The sequence below is a fragment of the Stenotrophomonas sp. GL_111 genome (assembly GCF_057835245.1).
On the sequence record NZ_CM174421.1, the window covers coordinates 684,577 to 699,002 of the forward strand.

General features: G+C 68.8%; 14 protein-coding genes. All 14 read left to right on the top strand.

The window, feature by feature from the left end:
- Nucleotides 1-20: 20 nt before the first annotated feature.
- The 14 genes from gspG (at nucleotide 21) to AC3IPM_RS03080 (ending at nucleotide 14,424) form a co-directional block, all read left to right on the top strand.
- Nucleotides 21-455 (top strand): type II secretion system major pseudopilin GspG, encoded by a 435-nt coding sequence (gene gspG, locus AC3IPM_RS03015; RefSeq protein WP_489302462.1) that lies wholly within the window; start codon nucleotides 21-23, stop codon nucleotides 453-455.
- Between the two features lie 20 nt (nucleotides 456-475).
- On the top strand, nucleotides 476-967 hold the full coding sequence (gene xpsH / locus AC3IPM_RS03020; RefSeq protein WP_489304002.1) for a type II secretion system protein XpsH: 492 nt from the start codon (nucleotides 476-478) through the stop codon (nucleotides 965-967).
- A complete protein-coding gene (gene xpsI / locus AC3IPM_RS03025) occupies nucleotides 964-1,380 on the top strand; it encodes a type II secretion system protein XpsI (RefSeq protein WP_489302463.1) in 417 nt (138 codons plus the stop codon). The genes xpsH and xpsI overlap by 4 nt, the downstream gene beginning before the upstream one ends.
- On the top strand, nucleotides 1,377-2,027 hold the full coding sequence (locus tag AC3IPM_RS03030) for a type II secretion system protein J (RefSeq protein ID WP_489302464.1): 651 nt from the start codon (nucleotides 1,377-1,379) through the stop codon (nucleotides 2,025-2,027). Before xpsI ends, AC3IPM_RS03030 begins: the two co-directional genes overlap by 4 nt.
- A complete protein-coding gene (locus AC3IPM_RS03035) occupies nucleotides 2,024-2,887 on the top strand; it encodes a type II secretion system minor pseudopilin (protein WP_489302465.1) in 864 nt (287 codons plus the stop codon). Before AC3IPM_RS03030 ends, AC3IPM_RS03035 begins: the two co-directional genes overlap by 4 nt.
- Nucleotides 2,884-4,053 carry a PilN domain-containing protein gene (locus AC3IPM_RS03040; RefSeq protein ID WP_489302466.1) on the top strand — a complete coding sequence of 390 codons (1,170 nt, stop codon included), beginning with the start codon at nucleotides 2,884-2,886 and terminating at the stop codon, nucleotides 4,051-4,053. Before AC3IPM_RS03035 ends, AC3IPM_RS03040 begins: the two co-directional genes overlap by 4 nt.
- Entirely contained in the window at nucleotides 4,028-4,810 is a 783-nt protein-coding gene (gspM, locus tag AC3IPM_RS03045; RefSeq protein WP_489302467.1) for a type II secretion system protein GspM, read from the top strand. The genes AC3IPM_RS03040 and gspM overlap by 26 nt, the downstream gene beginning before the upstream one ends.
- The gene (locus AC3IPM_RS03050; protein ID WP_489302468.1) at nucleotides 4,800-5,594 is read left to right on the top strand and encodes a hypothetical protein; all 795 of its coding nucleotides are present in this window, start codon (nucleotides 4,800-4,802) and stop codon (nucleotides 5,592-5,594) included. The genes gspM and AC3IPM_RS03050 overlap by 11 nt, the downstream gene beginning before the upstream one ends.
- Nucleotides 5,595-5,604: 10 nt before the next feature.
- Nucleotides 5,605-7,824 (top strand): type II secretion system secretin GspD, encoded by a 2,220-nt coding sequence (gspD, locus tag AC3IPM_RS03055; RefSeq protein ID WP_489302469.1) that lies wholly within the window; start codon nucleotides 5,605-5,607, stop codon nucleotides 7,822-7,824.
- A gap of 112 nt (nucleotides 7,825-7,936) precedes the next feature.
- Entirely contained in the window at nucleotides 7,937-8,788 is an 852-nt protein-coding gene (locus AC3IPM_RS03060) for a glycosyltransferase family 2 protein (RefSeq protein WP_489302470.1), read from the top strand.
- A 4-nt stretch (nucleotides 8,789-8,792) separates the two neighbouring features.
- Nucleotides 8,793-9,629: a glycosyltransferase family 2 protein gene (locus AC3IPM_RS03065; protein ID WP_489302471.1), complete on the top strand. Its 837-nt coding sequence runs from the start codon at nucleotides 8,793-8,795 to the stop codon at nucleotides 9,627-9,629.
- Nucleotides 9,630-9,685: 56 nt separating this feature from the next.
- Complete coding sequence (pncB, locus tag AC3IPM_RS03070) at nucleotides 9,686-10,861, top strand: nicotinate phosphoribosyltransferase (protein WP_489302472.1); 1,176 nt, start codon at nucleotides 9,686-9,688, stop codon at nucleotides 10,859-10,861.
- A 171-nt stretch (nucleotides 10,862-11,032) separates the two neighbouring features.
- Nucleotides 11,033-12,214 (top strand): non-hydrolyzing UDP-N-acetylglucosamine 2-epimerase, encoded by a 1,182-nt coding sequence (gene wecB, locus AC3IPM_RS03075; RefSeq protein ID WP_489302473.1) that lies wholly within the window; start codon nucleotides 11,033-11,035, stop codon nucleotides 12,212-12,214.
- Complete coding sequence (locus tag AC3IPM_RS03080) at nucleotides 12,211-14,424, top strand: hypothetical protein (protein ID WP_489302474.1); 2,214 nt, start codon at nucleotides 12,211-12,213, stop codon at nucleotides 14,422-14,424. Before wecB ends, AC3IPM_RS03080 begins: the two co-directional genes overlap by 4 nt.
- The last annotated feature ends 2 nt before the right edge of the window (nucleotides 14,425-14,426 follow it).

Genomic DNA, 14,426 nt, shown 5'->3' on the forward strand with positions numbered 1-14,426 from the left:
ATTCGCTGCCAGGAGCTCACATGATCCACCCTCGCAAACAGGTCCGCTTCTCGTCGCCGCGCAACCAGTCGGGCATGAGCCTGCTGGAAATCATCATCGTCATCGTGCTGATCGGTGCGGTGCTGACCCTGGTCGGCAGCCGCGTGCTCGGCGGTGCCGATCGCGGCAAGGCCAACATCGCCAAGTCACAGGTACAGACCGTGGCCGGCAAGATCGAAAACTACCAGCTCGACACCGGCAAGCTGCCGGTCAAGCTCGATGACCTGGTGACCCAGCCCGGCGGCAGCAGCGGCTGGCTCGGCCCGTATGCCAAGCCGGCCGAATTGAACGATCCGTGGGGCCACCCGCTGGAGTACCGCGCACCCGGCGAGGGCCAGCCCTTCGACCTGATCAGCCTGGGCAAGGATGGCAAGGTGGGTGGCAGCAGTTATGACGCGGACATCCGGTACGAGTAACCGACGTGGCGCTTCGCACGATGCCGCGCCCCTGCCTGCCGCCCCGCGCGGCGGTAGGCGCACGCGCCGTGCGCGGGTTGTCGTTGCTGGAAATGCTGCTGGTGGTGGCGCTGATCGCGATCATCGGCGTGGTCATCGCCACCGCGATGAACGGCGGTATCGACGGCATGCGTCTGCGTAATGCCGGCAAGGAACTGGGCAGCCAGCTGCGCTACACCCGCACCCAGGCCATCGCCACCGGCGAACGCCAACGCTTCCTGATCGATCCGCAGGCACGCACGTGGGAGGCCGCCAACGGCCGCCGTGGCACGTTGCCCGCCGCGCTGGAGGTGAGCTTTCACGGTGCGCGCGAAGTGGCGGCGGCACCGGGGCAGGGCGCGATCGCGTTCTACCCCGATGGTGCCTCCAGCGGTGGCAGCATCGAGCTGCACGTGCGTGACGCGGGCTGGCGCATCGAAGTGGGCTGGATCACCGGCGAAGTCCGCTCCGGCCCGCAGCGGGGCGCACGATGAAGCGCCAGCGCGGCTATTCGCTGCTGGAAGTGATCATCGCCTTCGCGCTGCTGGCGCTGGCGCTGACCCTGTTGCTGGGTAGCCTGTCCGGCGCGTCGCGGCAGATCGGCCAGGCCGACCAGCGTACCCGCGCGGTGCTGCATGCGCAGTCCTTACTGGCCACGCTCGGCGTGGAGGCGCCGCTGCAGGAGGGCCAGCAACAGGGCGAATGGGAGAACGGCCGCTACCAGTGGCAATTGCAGGTGGCGCCGTACGTGGAGCCACGCAGCGGGGCGCTGCCGGTGGCCAACACCGTGGCCGGGCCAAGCCTGGCAATGCTGACCCTGCAGGTGTCCTGGGGCGAGGCCGACGCGCAGCGCCTGCAGTGGCACAGCCTGCGCCTGCTGCCGGCCGCACCGGGGGCAGCCCGATGAGCCGGGCGCAGCGCGCGGCGCGCGGCTTCACCCTGATCGAAGTGCTGCTGGCCACCGCGCTGCTGGTGGGCGGATTGGCGCTGGCCTTCGCCACGGTACGCTCGGCGATGGCGATCACCCAGCGCGGTGAACGCATCGCCGCGCAGAATGAGCGCATGCGTGCGGTGGAAGGGTTCCTGCGCCGGCGCCTGTCGATGGCGATGGCCACGGCCGCCACCCCGCCGGATCCAACCCGCGAGCCGGTGTATTTTCTCGGCGAACCGCAGCACATGCTGTTCGTCTCCGATCTGCCGGGCTACCTCGGCCGCGGCGGCCCCTACGTGCACGAACTGCAGGTGCGCAGCGATGCCGGGGCGCAACGGCTGGAGCTGGGCCTGGTACTGGTACAGAACGGCGAGGTGGTTGAAGAAAGCCCGCCGCGCCCGCCCGAGGTGCTGGCCGACGACCTGCGCGCGGTGAATTTTCGCTACCGCGGCGTGGACCCGCGCAACGGCCAGCTCGGCGAGTGGCAGGACCGTTGGGACGATACCCGGCGCCTGCCGACCCTGGTGTCGATCAGCATCACTCCCCGGCAGGGGCCGGCATGGCCGCCGATGGTGGCCGCGCTGGCCCAGTCGCAGGTGCAGCAGAGCGGGATTCGACGATGACGCGCATGCGCGGGGCCGCCCTGGTGCTGGTGCTGTGGTTGATCGCGCTGCTGACCGCGCTGATCGGTGCGTTCGCGCTGAGCGCGCGGGTGGAGCACATGCAGGAACGGGTCACCGGTGACGATGCCATCGGCCAGGAGCATGCCCGCGCCGGTCTCGAATACGCGCTGTACCGGCTGCAGCCCAGCGCCACCCGGCCGCCGTGGGTGGCCGACGGCCGCCGCTACCGCTGGCCGTTCGAACAACGCCGGATCGACCTGCGCATCATCGACGAGAACGGCAAGATCAACCTCAACCTGGCCGATGCCACGCTGCTCACTGCGTTCCTGCGGGCGATGGCAGTCGAACCCGGCCGTGCGCAGCAATTGGCCGGCGCGATCATCGACTGGCGCGATACCGACAATCTCAAGCAACCCGGTGGCGGCGCGGAGACCCAGGATTATCTGGCGGCGGGGCTGCCGTACGGCGCGCGCAACAATCGTTTCGAGACATTGGGCGAGCTGCAGCGCGTGCTCGGCATGGATGCGGCACTGTATGAACAGCTGGAGCCGATGCTGACCCTGTACAGTCGTCAGGCGCGGCCGGATCCGCGTTTCGCGGCGGGCCCGGTGCTGACCGCGCTGGGCCTGGACGCAGAGAAATTGCTGGCCCAGCGTGAGCAGGCCGCCGCGGCTGCCGACGGAAACGTGACCGGCGCGGCGCTTGCCAGCGGCAGTGGCACCTATAGTATCGAGAGCCGTGCAACGGATGAACGCGGTCGGGTGTCGGTACTGCGTGCCGTGGTGCGGATGGGGGCGGCGGGCACGCCGGGGACGACTTACACAGTACTTCGCTGGGAACAGGGAATGGCAGCACGATGACAGCATGGCGGGACAGTCTGGTGCGGGCGCGGGAACAGTTGGCGCCAGGCGTGGGCAACGGCCTGCGTTGGTGGCGGCGTTCGCTGCTGGCCTGGCTGCCGGTGCGCTGGCAGTGGGCGATGGGCTGGTCACGTTCACGCCTGCTGCTGGAACAAGTTGACGGGCAGCTGCGGCTGCGTCGTGAAACCGGCGCACAACTGGACGAGGTGGCCACGCTGCCGTGGCCGCAATCCCCGCAGGCGCTGGACACCGTGCTGGATGCGCGCCTGCGCGGCCTGCCCCGGCATTGGCTGCTCGCCCCGGAAGCGGTACTGCGCCGCCCGCTGCGGCTGCCGGCGGCCGCCGCGCCGCGCCTGCGCGACGTGGTCGGGTTCGAGATCGACCGGCAGACCCCGTTCGAACCGGCGCAGGTCAGCTTCGACGTGCGTGAGCTGGGCGCGCTGGACGATGGCCAGCTGCAGGTGGAACTGGTCGCTATTCCACGCAGCGCGCTCGAACAGTGGGCGCAGCAGGTGGGCCCGTGGGCGCAGCAGTTGGCGGGCGTGGACGTTGCCGATGCGCAAGGCCAGCCGCTCGGGGTCAATCTGCTGCCGGTGGCGCAGCGCCAGGCGCGGCACGATCCGATGCGGCGCTGGAACCTGCTGTTGGCGGTCGCCACCGTGGTGCTGCTGGCGCTGGCCGGCCAGCAGATTCTGGACAACCGTCAGGCCGCTGCCGACCGCCTGCGTGAGCAGGTCAACGCCGCCGCCCGCGATGCGCGCCAGGTGGCCGCCGAACGCCAGCAGCTACAGACCCTGGTCGAAGGCGCGGCCTTCCTTGAGGAAAAGCGCAACGCGCATGCCAGTACCGTAGAGGTATGGAACGAGCTGACCCGCCTGCTACCCGACGGCACCTATCTGGAAAAACTTTCGATTGAAGGCGAGTCGCTGCAGTTGATCGGGCTCAGCCGCGAGGCCTCGCAACTGGTGCCGCTGCTGCAGGGCTCGCCACTGTGGCGCAAGGTCAACCTGACCGGCGTGTTGCAGGCCGATGGCGGCGCCGGTGGCCGTGACCGCTTCACCCTGACTGCCGAACTGCAGCCGTTGCCCGGTGCTGCACCGGCCGCCGCGCGTTCCGCTGCGCCTGCTGCGGAGGTTGCCGATGGCAATGCCAACGACACCCCGTGACCGTTGGTTGGCGCTGGCCCTGCTGATCGCAGTGACCGCGCTGGCCTATCTGCTGCTGGTGCACCCGTGGTTCACCGTGCCGTTGCTGGGCATCAACCGCGATATCGCCGAGCTGCAGGAGCGCGATCAACGCGTGCAGGCGCAGCTGCAACAGCGCCGCGCGGTCGAGCAGGGCCTGCAGCAGGTGCGGGCCGCGCTGGATGGGCGGCCCGGGTTCCTGCGTGAAGCCACCGCCGAATCTGCGGCCGCCGCCTTGTCGTCGCGGCTGCAGGATGCAGTGGCCTCGGCCAGCCCGGGCAACCGCAGCTGCACCATCAGCAACCGTTCGCCGCTGCAGGACACCGCGCGTGATGCGGCCTTCCCCCGCGTCGCCCTGCAGGTGCGCCTGCGCTGTGGCGTTCCGGAAATGGCTGCAGTGCTGCATACGTTGGAGACCGGTAGCCCACGTCTGTTCATCGGCAACCTCAACCTGCTCGCGCAGCGTTTTCAGCAATCGCCGAATGAATCCGGCACCGGCCTGGATGTGTCGTTTGAACTGGCCGGCTATCTCAAGCCGGACGCTGCCGGCGATGCCCCGGCAGCACCCAGCGCACCGCCTGCGGGCGTGGATGCCGGCATCGACAACGCTGCCGACGCTGCTGCCCAAGCGGCGGCGCCGGCCGCCGCGGCATCGTCGATGGCGATGCCGTCGGCACCGCCTGCGTCCTCCGCAGATGCGGCGGCAGAGCCGGTCGAGGAGGGCGTGCATGAAGATTGAACTGACCTCCCTGCGCACCTGGTGGTTGGGCGGCGTGATGGCCTGGGCCGCGGCGATCTGGATCGCCAGCCTGTTCGGCCTCGGCAGCCGGATCGCGGCCGCACCGGACGCCGAGCGCGCCGCGTCGCCGCTGCCGGTGCTGGCGCCGGCCGCACCGGAGCGGATCGCCTCGGCCGAGGCCTATGCGCAGATCGGTGCGCGGCCGCTGTTCGCCGAGGATCGCAAACCGCGCCCGTACCTGTTGGGCGGCAGTGAACCGGGCGCATCCAGCACGGTCAGCCTGACCGGCGTGCTGCTGACCTCCGGGTTCGGCATGGCGATCCTGACCACCGACCAGAAGCAGTCGTTGCGGTTGCGCCTGAATGGCGAGGCAGTCAATGGCTGGCAGCTGCTGGCATTGGAACCGCGCAGTGCCACGGTCAGTGGTCCCGGCGGCACCCAGACCCTGGAACTGAGCGTGTTCAACGGCCAGGGCGGCGAACCACCGACCGTGCTCGGCAGCACCGCCGGGGGGGGCGTGCCACCAGCCGGCGCCGGAGTCGTGCCGATGCCGGTACCGCCGCCGAATGCCGTGCGGCCGCCGTCGCCGCCGCAAGCGGTGGCCGCGCCCCAGCCGGCCCCGGCCCCGGCCACCACACCCCCGGCGCAGAATGCGCCGGCGCAGGGCCCCAGTGAAGAGCAGATGCAAGCCATCCGCGCCCGTATCCAGGCGCGCCGCCAGCAGCTGCAACAACAGCAACAGTCGCAGCGACCGCCCGCGGGCGGCTCCGGCCAGAACCCATAGAGTTGAAAGCATGACACTGCGCCTTTTCTCACCGCGTCTCTTCTCCCTGTCCCTGGCCGTCACGCTGTTGGCCGGTTGCGCCTCGGTGCCCGCGCCGGAAGTACGCCGCAACGCGGTACTGGACAGTCACCAGGTGGTCGCCGGCGACGGCTCGCGCGACGGCGTGGATGCCGCACCGCTGGAACCGACAGGCGCGCCGCAGCCGGTGATCCGCCGCGGCACCGGCAGCATGATCAACCGCAGTGCGGCCGCCGCCGCGGCGCCTTCGTTGTCACAGGCCGGCAATGGCAGCGCCACCTTCAACTTCGAAGGCGAGTCGGTGCATGCGGTGGTCAAGGCGATCCTCGGCGACATGCTCGGCCAGAACTACGTGATCGCGCCGGGCGTGCAGGGCACCGTGACCCTGGCCACGCCCAAGCCGGTGTCCCCGGCGCAGGCGTTGAACCTGCTGGAGATGGTGCTGGGTTGGAACAACGCCCGCATGGTCTACAGCGGCGGCCGCTACAACATCGTCGCGGCCGACCAGGCCCTGGCCGGCACCGTTGCGCCGAGCACCGCACCGGCCTCCAGTGCGCGCGGTTTCGAAGTACGCGTGGTGCCGCTGCAGTTCATCTCGGCCACCGAGATGAAGAAAGTGCTGGAGCCCTACGCGCGCCCGAATGCCATCGTCAACGTCGATAGCGGCCGCAACGTGATCACCCTGGGCGGCACCCGCAGCGAACTGGAAAACTACCTGCGCACGGTCGAGATCTTCGATGTCGATTGGTTGTCGGGCATGTCGGTGGGCGTGTTCCCGATCCAGACCGGCAAGGCCGAGCAGGTCTCGGCCGATCTGGAAAAAATATTCGGTGAAGAGAGCAAGACGCCCAGCGCCGGCATGTTCCGCTTCCTGCCGCTGGAGAACGCCAACGCGGTGCTGGTGATCACCCCGCAGGCACGCTACTTGGACCAGATCCAGCAGTGGCTGGAGCGCATCGACACCGCCGGTGGCAGCGCGCGCCTGTTCTCCTACGAACTGCGCTACGTCAAGGCCAAGGACCTGGCCGAACGGCTGGCCGAGGCCTTCGCCAACGAGAACAGCCGCGGCGGCCGTGGCGGCAGCAGTTCGCTGGCCCCGGGCGCATCGCAGATGGAACTGGGCAGCCGCGATGGCAACGCCAACAACAGCAGCCTCGGCAACAACGCCTCCGGCAGCAGTGGCGGACGCGGCGGGATGGGCGAGGGCACGATGAGCCTGCCGCAGCGCCAGTCCGGCAATGCCAGCTTCAACCTGGAAGTGCAGGGCGACAGCGTCGGCGTCTCGGCGGTGGAGGAAACCAACACGCTGCTGGTGCGCTCCACCCCGCAGGCCTGGCGTTCGATCCGCGAGGTGATCGAGAAGCTCGACGTGATGCCGATGCAGGTCCACATCGAGGCGCAGGTCGCCGAAGTGGCGTTGACCGGCGACCTTGCCTACGGCGTCAACTGGTACTTCGAGCAGGCGGTCAATGCGCCCTTGGCCAGTGGCGGGGCCAACCTGCCCAGCGCGCTGGGCCGTTCAATCTGGGGCAGCATCTCCGGCACCATCGGCGAAGGCGGTGCCGGCTGGACCTTCCTCGGCAAGAACGCCGCCGCGGTGATCACCGCGCTGGACAAGGTCAGCAACCTGCGCCTGCTGCAGACGCCATCGCTGTTCGTGCGCAACAACGCCGAAGCCACGCTCAACGTGGGCACCCAGATCCCGATCAACTCGGTGTCGGTGAACACCGGCGTCGGCGGTGACAACACCTACAGCCAGGTGCAGTACCTGGACACCGGCGTGATCCTGAAAGTGCGCCCGCGCATTACCCGCGATGGCGTGGTGTTCCTGGACATCGTGCAGGAAGTCAGCTCGGCCGGTGCCATTCCGACCGGCTGCGACCCGACCAAGACCACCTGCAACCCGCCGATCAACACCCGCAAGATTTCCACCGAGGCGGCGGTGCAGAGCGGCGACACCATCATGCTGGCCGGCTTGATCACCAACTCCGATGACGAAGGTTCCAACGGCGTACCCGGGCTGAGCAAGATTCCGGTGCTGGGCGCGCTGTTCGGCCGGAAGACCCAGAAGTCCGGGCGCTCGGAAGTGATCGTGCTGCTGACCCCGACCATCGTGCGCAACGCGCAGGAGTCGCGCGACCTGACCGACGAGTACAGCAGCCGCTTCCGCGCGATGGAGCCGTTCCCGAACCACCCGAAGAAGAAAGACTGAGCCACGGCCGCGTGATCATCGCGGCCGTGACGCCTGCTACGCTGCGCGCAGGCGGCCACGGACACCGGGCCGCCGTTGCACCTACCCGCAAACGCCGCGCTCAGGGGGACTGATGGGAACGATCGTGTTGCTGCCGATCGGGGTCGATGACACCGCCCTGGACCGTTGCCTCGGCGCGTTGGATGCCGGCACGCCGACCGACACCTCGGTATGGCTGGCCGACGATGGCCAGGCCGGTCCGCGTGCGCAGGCGGTGATCGAGCACTGGCTGGCGCACACCCCGCTGCGCGCGGAGTACACCCGGCGCGCACGCGCGATCGGCGAAGTCGCCCACCTGGATGAAATGCTGCGCGCCTGCGACGGTGCCGACGTGGTGGTGCTGGCCCCGGATGCGATGCCCGCGCCGGGTTGGCTGCAGCAGTTGGATGCCTGTTTCGCGCGCGATGCCTCGATCGGCTCGGCGACACCGTGGTGCAACGCCGGTGAAACCGCGTCCTGGCCGCGGCTGGGCGAGATCAACCCGATTCCCGACGACCTCACTGCCATGGCACAGGCCTGCGCCGCCTTGCCGCCGCAGCACCCGGAACTGCCTTCGGCGGTCACCCATGCCGTGCTGCTGCGCGCCAATGCCCGGCGCAAGGCCGGTGGTCTGGACATGCACAGCTACGGCTCGTGGAACGCTGCCTTGGTCGACCTGAGCCTGCGCATGGCCGGGTTGGGCTGGCGCAATGCACTGTGCGAAACCGCCTACGTGGGCCGGGCACAGGAGGGGCGTGCCTGGGACGGCGACATGGAAGCGCTGGGCACGCGTTGGCCGGCCTGGCAACCGCGGCTGGCGGCGTTCCTGATGGACGACCCGCTGCTGGCGCTGCGCCAGGCGCTGCAGCCGCTGCACCGGCAGGCGATAATGCCGCGTTCGCAGGGCGATCTGTTCGCCGCGCCCGCCGCATCCCCACCGGAGTAACCGCTTGAGCCCTGCCATCGCCGCGATCATCGTCAGCTACCAGAGCGCCAGCACCCTGGACGGCTGCCTGGCCCGGTTGCGCAGCGCCGAGGCGGTGGCCGAAATCCGCGTGATCGACAACGGCTCCGAGGACGGCACCCTGGAGATCGTGCAGCGCCACGCCAGCGCCGATCCGCGGGTACGCTTCATCGCCAACCCGGACAATCCCGGCTTCGCCGCAGCCAACAACCAGGGCGTGGCCGACAGCCGTGCGCCGTGGTTGGCCTTCATCAACCCCGACCTGATGGTCGCCCCGGATACGTTGTCGCAGCTGTGCGCACGCGGTGCGGCGCTGGGCGATTGCATCCTGGGCGTGGAGCAGGTGGATGAGCAGGGCGTGCCGGATACGGCCGTGCGCCGCCGCGATCCGGATTTCGGCGCGATGCTGCGCAATCCGGCCCAGGGCGCCAAACTGGCCATCGCGGTTGATCCCGGCCTGCCGCTGCAGGAAGTACCGGCCTTGTCCGGCGCGCTGCTGCTGATGCCACGGGCGTTGTTCGACCGCATCGGTGGCTGGGATGCCGGCTACCGCCTGCATGCCGAGGACCTGGACCTGTGCCGGCGCGCGCGCGAGGCCGGTGCGGTGGTGGCGATCGCCAACGACCTGCAGGTCACCCACGTACGCGGCGTGTCCAGCCGCTCGCGTCCGTTCTTCGTGGAGTGGCACAAGCATCGCGGGCTGTGGCGCTATTTCCGCAAGTTCGAGGCCCCCCGCCGCAACGTGGCGGTGCAGGGCGCGGTATTTGCCGCGATCTGGGCGCATGCCATCGTGCAGGTGCCGCGCCTGCTGCGCGGTCGCTGAACGGGCGCGCGGCCGCGCGGGCGACCTTCCTTCCGACGGGCGCATACTTCCACCCCATGATCATCCAGTCCCTGCTCGACACCGACCTGTACAAATTCACCATGATGCAGGCGGTGCTGCATCAGCATCCCGGCGCCCAGGTGCAGTACCGGTTCAAGTGCCGAACCCCGGGTATCGACCTGGCCCGCTACATCGACCAGATCAACGTCGAGATCGACCACCTGTGCCGGCTGCGCTTCAGCACCGACGAACTGGCGTACATGCGCGGGCTGCGCTTCGTCAAACCGGACTTCGCCGATTTCCTCGGCCTGTTCCACCTGGACCGCAAGTACATCCAGCTGCGCGCCTCGACCAGCGTGCCCGGTGAGATCGAGCTGGACATCACCGGCCCGTGGCTGCACACCATCCTGTTTGAAGTGCCGCTGCTGGCGATCATCAACGAAGTCTGGTTCCGCAACACCACCACGCCGGATTTCGCCGAGGGCGAGCGCCGGCTGCAGGCCAAGACCGCGCTGCTGCGCGACACCCCCGGGTTCGAGCTGTGCCGCATCGCCGATTACGGCAGCCGCCGCCGCTACTCGCGCGACTGGCACGCGCGGATGCTGCCGATGCTGCGCGACGCGCTGGGCAGCCAGTTCGTCGGTACCAGCAATGTGCATTTCGCGCGGCTGTACGGCATGACCCCGCACGGCACCATGGCCCATGAATACCTGCAGGCCTTCCAGGCGCTGGGCCCACGGCTGCGCGATTCGCAGGTGGCGGCGCTGGAATCGTGGGCGCGCGAGTACCGCGGCGACCTGGGCATCGCGCTGTCCGACGTGGTCGGGCTGGACGCGTTCCTGCGCGATTTCGACATGTATTTCTGCAAGCTGTTCGACGGCGTGCGGCACGATTCCGGCGACCCCTTCACCTGGGGGGACCGCATGCTGGCGCACTTCAAGGAGCGCCGCGTCGATCCGCGCAGCAAAGTATTGGTGTTCAGCGATGGATTGAACATCGAGAAAGTCATGCAGTTGTTCGATTACTTCCGCGGGCGCTGCCAGGTCGCGTTCGGGGTCGGCACGCATCTGACCAACGACCTCGGCCCGACGCCACTGAACATCGTCATCAAGATGGTGCGCTGCAACGGCCAGCCGGTGGCAAAGCTCAGCGACTCGCCCGGCAAAAGCATGTGCGATGACCCGGGATACCTCGCCTACCTGCGCCAGGTGTTCGAGCTTTCACCCGAGTAAGACGACCTAAACCGCCACAATGGATTCACGTTACGGGCACTAAGTGACGTTTTACGTCACTTTGCCCGATAAATGTGATGGAAGTCACGTTGCACTGGCTAGCGATCCGGACTTGGCCTACGATTTGCGTGATGGAAGTCACATTCGTTGAATCCAACATGGAGCGGTCCGGTGAAGGTTCTATCTGTTTTTGGCACTCGCCCTGAAGCCATCAAGATGGGCCCGCTGGTCCGCGCCCTTGAGGCAGCCCCCGATATCGACTCCCGTGTTTGCATCACCGGCCAGCATCGCGCGATGCTCGACCAGGTGCTGTCGCTGTTCGAGATCCGGCCCGATCACGACCTCGATGTGATGGTTGCCAACCAGACCCTCAACGGGCTGTGTTCGCGGCTGTTCGCCAAGCTCGACGCCCTGTACGAGCTGGAAAAGCCCGACCGCGTGCTGGTCCACGGCGATACCAGCACCGCCATGACCGCTGCCCTGGCCGCCTTCCATCGGCGCATTCCGGTGGGCCATGTCGAAGCGGGCCTGCGCACCGGCAATCTGCAGCAGCCGTGGCCGGAAGAGATGAACCGCCGGGTGATCGACGTGGTCGCCGACCATCTGTTCGCCCCGACCGCCAGCTCCTGCAACAACCTGGAACAGGAAAACCTGGCCGGGCGGATCAGCATCACCGGCAACACGGTGATCGATGCGCTGGAGCTGACCGTGGAGCGCCTGGAACGTGATGTCGCGCTGCGCGAATCGGTCGATGCGCAGTTCCCGTTTCTGTCACCGGATCGCAAGCTGCTGCTGGTCACCGGCCACCGCCGCGAAAGTTTCGGCGACGGGTTCGCCAATATCTGCCGCGCGCTGGCGCAGCTGGCGCAGCGGCCGGACCTGGAAATCGTCTACCCGGTCCATCTCAATCCGAACGTGCAGGGCCCGGTGCATGAGCATCTGGGTGGGCTGGACAACGTGCACCTGATCGCCCCGCAGGATTACCTCAACTTCGTGCGGCTGATGCAGCGTGCCCACGTGGTGCTGACCGATTCGGGCGGCGTGCAGGAAGAGGCGCCCGCGCTGGGTCGCCCGGTGCTGGTGATGCGCGAAGTGACCGAGCGCCCCGAGGCGGTGCAGGCCGGCGTGGTCAAGCTGGTGGGCACCCACCCGGAGCGGATCGTGGCGGCGGTGAATGCAATCTGCGACCGGCCGGCCACGCCGGCACAGTTCCTGCCCGACGCCAGCCCGTATGGCGATGGCCGCGCCTCGGCCCGGATCGTGGCCGCGTTGCGCGGGCTGCCGTTCGATGAGTTCGTTCCCGCCCGCGCGCCTGCGGTTTCCCATTTCTCCTTGACCGAATTGACCCCATGACCCAGACCCGTCGTCGTACCCCAGGCTTCCCCAAGGTATTACCGCTGGCCTTGGCCTTGATCACACCTTTCGGCGCAGTCAACGCGGCGGACAGCGTCGCTGGACAGTTCAGTGAGTGGGCCAGCGATGCCACCGTGACGCGCTCGATGACCCTGCGCGAACTGGGCTTCCGCCAGCCGGTGACCCTCAGCGGCCAGGAAAGCCAGCGCGAACTCTATCTGCCGGTGCCCGCCGGCGTCCCCACCCGCGATGCACAGCTGCAGCTCGATGGCCGCTATGTGCGCGGGCATACCGGCCGCACCTCCGGGCTGTGGTCGGTGGATGGCGACCCGATCGCCGCGCGCTCGATCACCGATGCGCAGGGCGATGCCAGCCAGCTGCTGGGCATCGACGGGTTGCCGCGTGACAACGGCTTTGTGCGCGTCAGCGTGGGCTGGTGGTCGGTGGTCTCCGACTACCGCTGCGCCGACCAGAGCGCCCCGGCCAACGTGCTGCGGTTGTCGCCGGAGTCGCGTTTCAGCTATCGCTTCGACGGGCGTGCGGTGGACACGGTGGCCAAGGCCTGGGGCGCATTGCCGGTACGGGTGCGCCTGCTGGTGGATGGCAAGGCACTGCAGGCGCCGGCGTATGATGCCGCTTGGCGGGTAGGCGCGGCGCTGCGCAACGGCGGCAAGCAGGTCGATGTGGTGGCCTTGCCGGGCGTCGGCAGTACGGTCGACCTGACCGGCATCAGCATCCCGGCCAGCCTGCAGGGCGTGCCGGCGTATGCCGCACTGGCCGCAGGCGGTCGCGAACACCGCATCGCCAGCCTGGCCGAAGTGGGCGCGCTGCTGTCGCTGCGCGACACCGGGCCGTTGGCGGTGGACGTGGCCATCAGCAGCGACCCGCTGCGCGCCGGCGTGCGCGCCGCACTGGATGCCTTGGCCACCGAAGTGGCGGGTACTGGCGCCGATGCGGGCAGCGCATTCACCGCCTGGCGCAACAGCGACATGGCCGTCCTCGAAAAGGGCCCCGGCAACGCCTCGGTGAGCGTGGCGGCAATCGCTGGCCGGCCGACCCTGGTGGTGGCGCCGGCCGCCGGTGCCAAGGTGGCCGGCCTGCTCAGCGAGCAGTGGCGCGCCTATGCCTTGGGCCGCAACCTGCAGGTGACGCAGGCCAACGCGGCACCGATGGACAAGGATGCCGTGCTGCTGAGCCGGCTGGGGGACATCGCCGGCACGCTGGATATCGTCACCCGCGGCGATCGCAGTGCGACCTTCGCGCTGGGCGAGCTCTCTTCCGACGGCCGCCTGCCCGAAGAAGTGGTGGTGGATGTCTCGGCCGCGCCGAACGCGGCCGGGCAGGGCGCGGTTGCCTCGATCTATTTCAACGACTACCTGCTGGGTGCCAAGGTGCTCAGCGCCGATGGCAAGCCGCAACGGCTGGTCGCCAAGGTGCCGGCGTATGCCTTGTCGGCACGCAATGAAGTGCGGATCAGTTTCCTGCGCCAGCCGGCGCGTCCGTACTGCCATGATCCGGCCACGCCGTTCCCGGTCTCGATCCTGCCCAGCAGCCACCTGAAGCTGGCCAAGCGCACGCTCGGCGCCGACTTCGTCGGTGCGGCCAGCGCGCTGGCGCATGCCAATGACGTGTTCGTGCCGAGCAGCTGGCTGCAGGATGCACCGCAGTCGCTGGGCAAGGTGATCGCCATCGCCAGTGCCGTGGGCGTGGCCCCGCAGTCGGCCGAGCTGAAAGTGGTGGCCGCCGGTACCGCGATCAGCCCCGCGCGCCCGTACCTGGCCTTTGCGCTGGCACCGTCCGGTGTCGCACCGGCTGGCCTGAAGGACGGTCGCCTGGTCGTGGCCGGCAGCCCGCAGCCGCTGTTGGATCTCACCGGCCTGGACCGCGCCGCGGCCGTGCAGGTGGTCCAGGCCGGCGGCCAGACCGGCGTGCTCTACAACGATCTGGGCGCACAGGGCCCCGCCCTGGATACGCCGTTCCGGCTGCTGCGCGGCGACCTTGCCGTGATCGATGGCCGTGGCACCGTCAACGACTTCGACAGCAAGGACCCCTACGGCGCGACGCTGGCCGACCAGGACAACCCGCAGCCGCTCTGGCAGCAGCACATGGTGTGGTTGCTGGTGCTGGTCGGGTTGGTGGTGTTCGCGCTGCTGGCGGCCCGTGTCACCCAGGTCCGTCGTCGCCGCAAGTCCGTCGACAACGGTCACTGACC